This window comes from Enterobacter cloacae complex sp. CDL013, assembly GCF_049238805.1.
Lineage (GTDB): Bacteria > Pseudomonadota > Gammaproteobacteria > Enterobacterales > Enterobacteriaceae > Enterobacter > Enterobacter hormaechei_C.
Genome location: NZ_JBMKGT010000013.1, coordinates 44,994 through 55,706 on the forward strand (window position 1 = coordinate 44,994; position 10,713 = coordinate 55,706).

Here is a 10,713-nt window from a genome sequence, read left to right on the forward strand (position 1 = left end):
AAGTGTTATAACCCGCATCAAGCCTTTGGCGGTTCAGTCCGGGCGAAACTTTCGCGCTGGAAGAGCGTCTCCGCCAGTTTGACCAGCAGCGGACGATCCACGCACCAGCCCGGCGAGACGCGGCGGAAATTGAGGTAGCCGATGGCGCAGGCGATGGCGATCGTCGCCAGATTCAGGCTATCGCTCTGAATTTTCCCGTCGCGGATCAGCTGTTCGCACATATCCAGGCTGCGGTTGATTTTTTCGCGCTGGCGCAGCAGCTCATTTTCTGACTGCTGGGCGGCGGGCCTTGCCTGCTCGCGTACGGACGTTAATGCCGCATCCATAATGCCATCCGCCAGGGCTTCAATTTGCTTCATCGCCAGCGCTGCTTTTGGATCCGCCGGCAGCATGGCTGGCGCAACGCCAAGCAGCTCGATGTACTCCGCAATGATCGGGGAATCAAACCAGTAGTCGCCCTCGTCCGTTACCAGCGCCGGGACTTTCCCCAGCGGGTTGTACTGCGCAACGCCGTTCTCTGCGTTGTAGGGTTGTTCATTTACGAATTCAAATTCAATCCCTTTCTCCAGCAGGAGAATCGAAATCTTACGCACGAAAGGACTTGTATAACTGCCGATGAGTTTCATTGCTTATCCTTAATGCCCACAAAGAGGTCAGTATGGATCAAGCCGTGGAAAAAGGCAGGTGTGCGTATCGCATTCCTGTCGTGAGGGGATACGGGAGAAATCTGCATAAAAATATTTTGTGAATCAAATCACAATCTGAAAACAAACAGCCAACTTAACATTGTGATATTAATCACAAAAACCCGCCCATCTTGGCGTAATTCTGAACGATGTATTTTTTTTACACACTCATTATGTGATCGCGATCACTTCATTAATGTCCTCACCCCCTACATTCATGTGATTCAGATCACACAAAATTTCGCTGTCTGGACAGTTGAACGATTCAGTGCCAGATTTCACAGCATCAGAACAGGGCCCGGCTACCTCTGCCGCCGCACATTAACGATAAACCTCGGGCCACAAGCCTAAGCGTAAACATAAGAAGGGGTGTTTTATGTCATCCGATTTCAAGATCAAAGTGCAAAGCTTTGGTCGTTTCCTCAGCAACATGGTGATGCCAAATATCGGCGCGTTTATCGCGTGGGGTATTATCACCGCATTATTTATTCCGACAGGGTGGTTGCCTAACGAAACGCTGGCGAAACTTGTTGGCCCAATGATTACGTACCTGCTGCCGCTGCTCATCGGTTATACCGGTGGTCGTCTGGTGGGCGGTGACCGTGGTGGCGTCGTGGGTGCCATCACAACCATGGGGGTGATCGTCGGTGCGGATATGCCGATGTTCCTCGGTGCGATGATTGCCGGTCCTCTGGGCGGCTGGGCGATCAAGAAATTTGACGTCTGGGTTGATGGCAAGATCAAATCCGGCTTCGAAATGCTGGTGAACAACTTCTCTGCGGGCATCATCGGGATGATCCTCGCGATTCTGGCGTTCCTCGGCATTGGCCCTGCGGTTGAAGTGCTCTCCAAACTGCTGGCTGCGGGCGTTAACTTCATGGTGGCGCATGACATGCTGCCGCTGGCGTCTATCTTTGTTGAACCGGCGAAAATCCTGTTCCTGAACAACGCCATCAACCACGGTATCTTCTCGCCGCTGGGTATTCAGCAGTCTCACGATCTCGGCAAGTCCATCTTCTTCCTGATTGAAGCCAACCCGGGTCCGGGTATGGGCGTTCTGCTGGCATATATGTTCTTCGGTCGCGGCAGCGCGAAGCAGTCTGCTGGCGGCGCGGCGATCATTCACTTCCTGGGCGGTATTCACGAAATTTACTTCCCGTATGTACTGATGAACCCACGTCTGATCCTGGCCGTTATCCTTGGCGGTATGACCGGCGTGTTCACCCTGAGTGTACTGGGCGGTGGTCTGGTGTCTCCTGCTTCTCCGGGTTCTATCCTGGCGGTGCTGGCGATGACCCCGAAAGGCGCCTACTTCGCGAACATCGCGGCGATCTGTGCGGCCATGGCGGTCTCCTTCGTGGCCTCCGCTATCCTGCTGAAAACCAGCAAGGTGAAAGAAGACGACGATATCGAAGCGGCAACCCGTCGTATGCATGACATGAAAGCCGAATCCAAAGGCGCAACGCCGCTGGCGGCAGGCGATGTCTCTAACGACCTGAGCCACGTTCGTAAAATCATCGTGGCCTGTGATGCCGGTATGGGCTCCAGCGCAATGGGTGCGGGCGTACTGCGTAAGAAAGTGCAGGATGCGGGTCTGACCAACATCTCCGTCACCAACAGCGCGATTAACAGCCTGCCGCCGGACGTTGACCTGGTGATCACGCACCGCGATCTGACCGAACGCGCTATGCGTCAGGTACCGCAGGCGCAGCACATTTCCCTGACCAACTTCCTCGACAGCGGCCTGTACACGAGCCTGACCGAACGTCTGGTGGCGGCGCAGCGCCATGAAGATAACGAAGTGAAAGTACGTACCAGCCTGCAAGACAGCTTCGACGAGAGCAACGCGCATCTGTTCAAACTGGGCGCAGAAAACATCTTCCTTGGCCGCACGGCGACCAATAAAGAAGAGGCCATTCGCTTCGCCGGTGAGCAACTGGTGAAAGGTGGCTACGTTCAGCCGGAATACGTTGAGGCGATGCTGGAGCGTGAAAAGCTGACCCCAACCTACCTGGGTGAATCCATCGCGGTTCCACACGGTACGGTGGAAGCCAAAGACCGCGTGCTGAAAACCGGCGTGGTGTTCTGTCAGTATCCTGATGGCGTGCGCTTCGGTGAAGAAGAGGACGACATCGCCCGTCTGGTGATTGGTATCGCCGCTCGCAACAACGAGCATATCCAGGTGATTACCAGCCTGACCAACGCGCTGGATGACGAAACGGTTATTGAGCGTCTGGCCAACACCACCAGCGTTGAAGAAGTTCTGGCCCTGCTTAACAAATAACGGTACTCCTCCCTCTCCCCCCGGGGAGAGGGCTAGGGTGAGGGGAAAACGTTCCTCACCCCAGCCCTCTCGGGTAAAAACATTGATGAAGGTTAACACTATGAAAGCATTACATTTTGGCGCAGGTAATATTGGTCGTGGCTTTATCGGTAAACTGCTGGCAGACGCGGGCATTACCCTGACATTCGCCGATGTGAATCAGGTGGTTCTGGATGCCCTGAATGCCCGTCATAGCTATCAGGTTCACGTGGTGGGTGAAAACGAACAGGTTGAAACGGTCTCTGGCGTCAACGCGGTAAGCAGCATTGGCGACGATGTTATCGATCTTATTGCCAGCGTTGATCTGGTCACCACAGCCGTGGGTCCGGTGGTGCTTGAGCGTATCGCCCCGGCGGTCGCGAAAGGCCTGGCGAAGCGTAAAGCACAGGGCGTTGAAACGCCGCTGAACATCATCGCCTGTGAAAACATGGTGCGCGGCACCACGCAGCTGAAAGGCCACGTTCTTGCGGCCGTCGCCGACGAAGATAAAGCCTGGGTTGAAGCGCACGTAGGTTTTGTTGATTCCGCCGTGGATCGCATCGTTCCGCCGTCAGAATCCGCCACCAACGACCCGCTGGAAGTGACGGTGGAAACCTTCAGCGAGTGGATCGTTGATAAAACCCAGTTTAAGGGCGCGCTGCCGACCATTCCGGGAATGGAATTAACCGATAACCTGATGGCATTTGTCGAACGTAAACTCTTCACGCTGAACACCGGGCATGCTATAACCGCGTACCTCGGAAAATTGGCCGGTCATCAGACCATTCGTGACGCGATCCTCGATGAGAACATCCGTGCGGTGGTCAAAGGGGCAATGGAAGAGAGCGGCGCGGTGCTGATCAAACGCTACGGTTTTGATGCTGATAAACACGCAGCATACATCCAGAAAATCCTCGGTCGTTTTGAAAACCCGTATCTGAAAGATGACGTTGAGCGCGTGGGTCGTCAGCCGCTGCGTAAACTGAGCGCGGGCGATCGCCTGATTAAACCGCTGCTGGGCACGCTGGAATACGGCCTGCCGCACGCTAACCTGGTGAAGGGAATCGCTGCCGCAATGCACTACCGCAGCGAGCAGGACCCGCAGGCAATTGAGCTGGCTCAGCTGATTGATGACAAAGGCGCGCAGGCTGCGCTGGCGCAGATCTCCGGTCTGGATGCCAACAGTGACGTAGTTGCGGAGGCGGTCAGCGCATACAACGCAACCAAATGATGCAGAGTCCGGCGCAGGTGAGCCTGCGCCCGAATAACAGATTGTCAGATATGCAGGCAATAATGGAACAAACCCAGGCCTTTGAAAATCGTGTGCTTGAGCGTCTGAATGCTGGCAAAACCGTACGAAGTTTCCTGATTACCGCCGTCGAGCTGTTAACCGAGGCGGTAAACATTCTGGTGCTTCAGGTGTTTCGCAAAGACGACTACGCGGTAAAGTATGCTGTAGAACCGTTACTGGACGGAGACGGACCGCTGGGCGATTTATCGGTACGGCTGAAGCTGATTTACGGTCTCGGCGTGCTGAACCGTCAGGAGTATGAAGACGCCGAGCTGTTAATGGCGCTGCGCGAAGAGCTCAATCATGACGGCAATGAGTACACCTTTACCGATGATGAGATACTGGGGCCCTTCGGCGAACTGCACTGCGTATCCGCGCTCCCTCCCGCACCTCAGTTTGATAACAGCGACCCAGAGCTGTACGCGATGCAAAAGCTGCGTTATCAACAGGTTGTCCGCTCCACCATGGTGCTTTCCCTGACTGAGCTGATTTCTAAAATCAGCTTAAAAAAAGCGTTTCAGAAGTAAGCCCGCACACATTGGTGTATCCTTCCCTGTAAATTCCCCGTTTTCAGAGTTATTTGTCATGAAAGAAGTCGAAAAGAACGAAATTAAACGCCTGAGCGACCGTCTGGATATGATCCGCCATCAGATGGCCGGCCTCTCCCTTGTTGATTCCGCCGAGAAATATGCCGAGCTGGAAAAAGAGTCCGTGAAGCTGGAGGCGGAAATTGAACGCCTGCGCGAAGTGAAAGGCCAGAAGCTGAGTAAAGAAGCGCAGAAGCTGATGAACATGCCGCATCGCCGCGCGATCACCAAAAAAGAGCAGGCCGACATGGGCAAGCTGAAGAAAAGCGTCCGTGGCCTGGTGGTGGTGCACCCGATGACTGAGCTTGGTCGCGAAATGGGCCTGAAAGAGATGACGGGTTTTTGTAAGACCGCGTTCTGATCGTCCTCCCCTGCCGCTGCGGCAGGGGAAACTCAGTTGTAAATCAGGTTAAACGTGGCCATCGCATCCGCTTTTCCCGCCGTCACGTTCGCTTCCGTCTGAATGTAATGCGCATCAAACCAGAAGGTTTGCGTCTGGTTATCCCCTACTTGCCCAAGCGCTGATACCTGCGGGGTGTTCCACGGTACCACCTGCCCCTGAACCGAACCGGTATTGTCACCGTAAAGCAGTTCGATCCCGACACCGCTGGCGCTATCCTCCTGCTTCGTCAACGCCAGCGCCCGATCGTTGCCCGGCGTGGTATCGCCAAAGAAACCCATCTTAACCGCCGTGTTATTTTCGCAAGTCACCGGAATGCTGAAGCGTCCGCCCCCGGCGCGGGAGCCGATGCCGTGAAATTCACGCTGGCTCACGCTCCCCATGGGAACAAGAATGCTGCGAGAGCCCACTGAACAGCTGGTACGCCTGACGGTGAAGCTGGCGAGATGAATCTGTACTGGTGTCGCCACGTTGGTGGCGCTGGCTTGATTTTCTCCCGCCTGCAATATCAGCGATCCGACATTTTGCTCCTGGGAGTTGGCGTTATCGTCAGGCATGGGGCTGGTCGTCGGGATTTTGTAAAACACCACCCAGAACTGCAATTTATACGTTGGGGCGCTGGCAAAGGCAGGATTCTGTGAGGCATCGCAGATACGCCGGGACTCGTTGCCGTCTACCGGGCTGGTGCCGTCAATATACCGTACGGCATCCGCACCACAGTACTGCTGCTCGCGGAACCCGAGCGCGTAGCCGATGCCGTCAATTTGGGTTTTGTAGACGTGCCGCGACGCACCGTCTTCCCCCACCACGGTGCCGACGGGGTTATCCAGCTCGACAAATCCGATACTACGCCAGGGGTCACTACCGCCATCACAGTTGTAGAAGTCTTGCCCGGTAGACTGTATCGGCGCGGAAACCGGCGTCCAATCCGCGGTGCCGGGAGCATATCCAATGGCGTAGGGTACCTGGACAACCCACTGATCGCGCGTGGTGCGGCAGGGCGAGGCCTGAGCGTGCGCATGAAAACTCAGCATGCCAAAAAGCGAAAGAAGGCTCAGATAGAAAAACCAGTGAATAAAGTGACGCATGATATTCCTCTAGTGGCACTCAAGAGACAGCGTAGCGATGCCGGGGGCCATATGAGCTTTCCCCAGTCTGAAAGGTGTCTGGCATTGCTGCTGTTCCCCGTTTTCATACCAGGTGATGCGCAGGGTGCCGCGCTCGGGTACTCCGCTCAGGTAGGCCTGACCGCCGTCAGCGACCATGCTTCGGTTTGCAGAATGGCGGTTCTGCTCCACCACTTCAGCCTGCGCGCCAAACGGCAACGGTTCACCGTGGTAGCGCAGGGAAAACAGAACGCGATAACCAATGTGGGTTTTGTAATTGGCCAGCACCACCGCGCCGCTGGTGGGAATGAGCGTCAGACCGCTCTGCTCAACGTCGACGTTCTCACCCAGCGTCGCCGTATCAAGGCTGACGGTATTTTTGCGATACGCCGAGAGCGTTGGCATGACCGCATAGCCGCGGCTGTCGGTATGGATCCCGTTGTAACCCTCCGGCTCAACGTTCGCCGCACCGGGCACGCGCAGCAGGGCGACGGTATCGCCCAGCGGCTCGCTAAGCGTGACGCCATACTGCGTGGCGATAACGCCTCCGGCGAGTCCGAGGCTCGCGTTGCTACCGCTTCGGCTGTGGTCATAACCGAGGCTGACGTTGCCGTAGCCACCGTTGTATTGCAGCGCCAGGCTGGTACTGTCGGCTTGTCCCTCGCTGGCCTTACTCTGCTGAACGCTGTAATTAAGGTTGCGATTCGCCAGCGCGCTGCCGTTGAGAGACATCTGCTGCGTGGTCATTCCACGATTGTTGTGGTTGATGAAGTAACTGACCGAGCTGTCCGGTAACCAGTGGCCAAGCGGAACATTGACGTTAAACGACACGGTGCGATCGGGATGCTGCTCACGCGCTGAGTCGGTGTAGTCATATCCCGCGCCCCAGGAAATGCCCCGCCAGCTGGTGTACCAGCCAATGTGGATGGTTTTATCCTGCCCGGACGTATGCCAGTAATCCTGCATCCATGCCGAGACGCTGAGGCTGCCGAACTGACCCAGCGTCTGTGAAAAGGTGACCTGCGAGCGGCTACGGCGATTATTGAGTTGCAGCTGTTGGCTGTCAGACTGATTCAGTTCACTAAATTCATAGTAATTGCGCGAGGCATAGCGATAACTCGCCAGGTTGAAGGCGGTGCCGGTAGCGCTGAAATCTTTCTGATACTGAATGCGCCACGCCTGCCCTATCGCGTTTTTGCCGTCGGGTAAATGGCTTTTTGCCAGCGTATCGTCAATGCCCAGCGAGCCAAATGCGCCAAACCCTCTGCCTATGCCAATTGCACCGGCCTGGTAGTTGCTCGCCGTACGAAAGCCGCCATACACCGTCATCCTGGAGAGCAGACCGTAGAAAAAAGCGCCTTCAACAAACTCAGGCGAACGCGCATCGCCGGAGCCGGAGTGAAATCGTCCGGCGTTGAGACTGTATTTCAGGCTGCCCTGGCGTCGCATAAACGGCACCGCAGAATAGGGTTGGGTAAAGACGCGCGTTGAGCCGTCACTTTCCGTGACCGTAACCTGTAGATCGCCGCTTTGTGCGCCGGGGAACAGATCGTTAATGATAAATGGCCCGGCGGCCACCCAGGTTTCATAGATCACATAGCCATTTTGCGAAACGGAGACTTTAGCGAAGCTGTGTGCAACGCCGCGGATGGTTGGTGCGAAGCCGCGCTGGCTGTCGGGTAACATGCTCTCGCTGGACGAGAGCTGAACCCCGCGAAACGCCACGCTATCGAAGACGTCGCCTGCGGTCCAGGCATCGCCGATCCGTAGCTGGCTGTTAAGACGGCGAATATCCCGGCTCAGCCAGCTACTTTGCGACTGAAAATGGTTGCCGCCCGCGTCGCTGTGGCTCCAGGCCGAAGTGTTGCGCAACCGCCACGCCCCCAGATTGATGCCGTTACGCAGGCTCAGATAGCTGGATGTCGTGACCCCGCTCTGATGACGGGCCTGACCGCCCGACAGACTGTAATCAGTAAATGCCGCCGGGATACCATCGTCCCACTGCGACTGCGGCACGTAGCCACGGCTGCGGTGTTTCATCGCCGCCTGCGGCAGGTTGAGAAAAAGGCGCTGTTGGTTGAAATCATAGGAGGTTCGCGCTGCCGGAATAAAATCCTCGAGGTGCGTGAACGTTTCTCCCTCCTGCAACCGGGAGAATGCAGGAATGGCCCCTACATTTACGCCAAGCGCTTCCAGCAGCGATACGCTAAAAACGGGTTGCAGGCTGCCTTTCTCATTGACGAAGGTGATCTCCTGATGCCGCTCCTCGCGTCCGTTAATCTCCAGCGTCACGAGCCAGGTGCCTGGCATCTGCCCGCCCTTTTCAGAGAAATAGTGCAGATCCGCCGTTTTCTGTTCAGTAGAGGAAAGCTCCAGCGCGGCGGGATCAAAGTAATCCTCGGCCATCCCCGCACGGCTGAAGCTAAGCAGCAACACTGAAAGCGGCGCGTAACGAAACAGGCGAAAAGGCATGATCTTAAAGAGGCTGGGTGTGGGTGGCGGTGATGGCACCAAAATCATTAATAGCCGACCAGCTTACGCCCCCGGAGGCGGACACAGGCCATTCACGGGTTTCCCCTGGACCGATCATGCCCGGCTGCTCAATTTTATGCCCGCCAACGGTCAGCCGATAAAAAGAGACGTAGTATGGCGTCGGGTTAGCGGCCTTAAGCCCTTTTCCCGTCCGCGAAAACGTTATTTTCTGCCAGGCAGTTGCAGCGTCCCCTTTCAGATTGTCCGGGCGGTAGAAAATTTTAAATTTCGATTTAACGTTAACTTGTAATTCGTTGCTGCTCTCTTTTGGCTTTGGCGCAATCGCTTTAATATCGAGCCAGAATACAGATTCACGATCTGTGGGCAGCGGAGCGCCGGTATATTGAATACGCAGCGTGTTGGTCTGCTCCGGATCAAGTCTGAACAGAGGTGGCGTGACAATAAATGGCGCAGCGTTATTTTTACCCTGCCCATCCCCTTCAACCCACGACTGAATAAGATAGGGAACCGCACTTTCCATATTAGAAACAGAAAATGCCACCTCCTTGCTATGTTGTGGGTATACGATCCGTGTTCCCCCCATTACAACGCCAGCGGAAACTGACGCAGAACTAACCATTAATGCAGTGAGCATAATATACGATAAACGTTTCATCATTATTATCTCTGGAGGTGGCTGACAGTGAAATCAGTTATAAACCATCAGGAAGTTGGATACGGCGTTAACATCGCCGGCGTTGATTTCTGTGCCATCTTTGTCAAGTGCGGCATAGAAAGTTAATTCAGCATTGCCTTCATCATCCGGTGCGGTTGTTTCAGATACCGTACCCGGTTTAATCGCCGTGCTGCGATCGCTGTTATAAAGCTTCACGCCGACACCCGTCGCCATACCTTCACCTGGCGTAACCTGAAGCAGTGTGTCATTCACCGTATCTTTGGTTCCGTCAAACAGTACCGCAACCGATTCAACCGTCTCCGGGCAGTTTTCCACGTTGATTTTGAACTCGCGCGGCGTCGTTTCGTTGTGATCGTCAAAGTAGCTTTTTGCCCACGCCCCAAGGTCTACCGTTTTGTTTTTAGAGGCCGGAGTAATATCACAGGAAATAAGGGTAATCTTCCCGGTAAAATTGATCACCCCGCCCGTACTTTGCGAACCCGCACCGGTATCCAGAGAAGCATTAACGCCAGAATCACTGCTTGCCAGTACCGATTGAGAAGATAACAGCAGCCCCGCCGCGGCAATCGCCAGCGCCACATTTTTGATTTTCATTTGGAACACTTTCCCCTCTGTAAATTAAACAGATATAGACTTGTTGTACCAGGTACAATAACCGCTATAAGGATTTAAAAACGCCACCGAAAGGGTTTTAGCAGAATGGGTGACGCGACCTTATAGAATAAAGCAGGGTCCATCCCATGGTGATAATCCGTATATTTTCAGAAGGCCATACACAGATATCCTTCAACTGAGGAATGACTTCTGGCCGAAAATAACACTGAATACGTTGTGGTTAGTAATAAATTTAAAATCTTCTGTTACGTTGCTTCTGAATAAATAGTAAATCAAATGCCTTTTAACGTCTACGTATTGAAAAGTAATACGCCGCGCTTGTAAACATTCTGAAATTAACACTCAGCTAACAAATTTAACCCCTTTCCATTGCCCTAATAATTATTAATCTGCTTTTAATACCGCAACTAAATTACAAGAGAGTTAACTGATCATTGTTTGATCAATTTATTTCAGAATATTATTAGCCAAAAAATGTCACTTCAGCAAAAAATTCTTTCACTTTATCCTGAAAAATCACGGTTAAACAGGATATTTCCTTATCGATCAGCAATTGA

At 54.2% G+C, this 10,713-nt stretch carries 9 protein-coding genes; 4 read left to right on the forward strand and 5 right to left on the reverse strand.

The window, feature by feature from the left end:
* Window positions 1-17 precede the first annotated feature (17 nt).
* A complete protein-coding gene (locus ACOTXD_RS21005; RefSeq protein WP_061856416.1) occupies window positions 18-626 on the reverse strand; it encodes a glutathione S-transferase in 609 nt (202 codons plus the stop codon).
* Window positions 627-1,062: 436 nt separating this feature from the next.
* On the opposite strand from ACOTXD_RS21005, the gene ACOTXD_RS21010 reads away from it, so the two are divergent.
* The 4 genes from ACOTXD_RS21010 (at window position 1,063) to ACOTXD_RS21025 (ending at window position 5,227) form a co-directional block, all read left to right on the forward strand.
* Window positions 1,063-2,970: a PTS mannitol transporter subunit IICBA gene (locus tag ACOTXD_RS21010; protein WP_023315019.1), complete on the forward strand. Its 1,908-nt coding sequence runs from the start codon at window positions 1,063-1,065 to the stop codon at window positions 2,968-2,970.
* Window positions 2,971-3,070: 100 nt separating this feature from the next.
* Window positions 3,071-4,219, forward strand: coding sequence for a mannitol-1-phosphate 5-dehydrogenase (gene mtlD / locus ACOTXD_RS21015; protein WP_038416916.1), 1,149 nt, complete (start codon window positions 3,071-3,073; stop codon window positions 4,217-4,219).
* A complete protein-coding gene (mtlR, locus tag ACOTXD_RS21020; protein WP_023315021.1) occupies window positions 4,216-4,806 on the forward strand; it encodes a mannitol operon repressor MtlR in 591 nt (196 codons plus the stop codon). The genes mtlD and mtlR overlap by 4 nt, the downstream gene beginning before the upstream one ends.
* Window positions 4,807-4,864: 58 nt before the next feature.
* On the forward strand, window positions 4,865-5,227 hold the full coding sequence (locus ACOTXD_RS21025; RefSeq protein WP_022652042.1) for a YibL family ribosome-associated protein: 363 nt from the start codon (window positions 4,865-4,867) through the stop codon (window positions 5,225-5,227).
* Between the two features lie 32 nt (window positions 5,228-5,259).
* Here the strand turns inward: ACOTXD_RS21025 and ACOTXD_RS21030 are convergent, their stop codons facing one another.
* The 4 genes from ACOTXD_RS21030 to ACOTXD_RS21045 are packed head-to-tail and all read right to left on the reverse strand — an operon-like array spanning window position 5,260 to window position 10,135.
* Window positions 5,260-6,354, reverse strand: coding sequence for a fimbrial protein (locus ACOTXD_RS21030; protein ID WP_048245182.1), 1,095 nt, complete (start codon window positions 6,352-6,354; stop codon window positions 5,260-5,262).
* Between the two features lie 9 nt (window positions 6,355-6,363).
* Window positions 6,364-8,844 carry a fimbria/pilus outer membrane usher protein gene (locus tag ACOTXD_RS21035; protein ID WP_061856415.1) on the reverse strand — a complete coding sequence of 827 codons (2,481 nt, stop codon included), beginning with the start codon at window positions 8,842-8,844 and terminating at the stop codon, window positions 6,364-6,366.
* A 4-nt stretch (window positions 8,845-8,848) separates the two neighbouring features.
* On the reverse strand, window positions 8,849-9,523 hold the full coding sequence (locus ACOTXD_RS21040) for a fimbrial biogenesis chaperone (protein WP_022652045.1): 675 nt from the start codon (window positions 9,521-9,523) through the stop codon (window positions 8,849-8,851).
* Window positions 9,524-9,553: 30 nt separating this feature from the next.
* Window positions 9,554-10,135, reverse strand: a complete 582-nt coding sequence (locus ACOTXD_RS21045) for a fimbrial protein (RefSeq protein WP_003860173.1) — start codon at window positions 10,133-10,135, stop codon at window positions 9,554-9,556.
* Window positions 10,136-10,713: the final 578 nt, after the last annotated feature.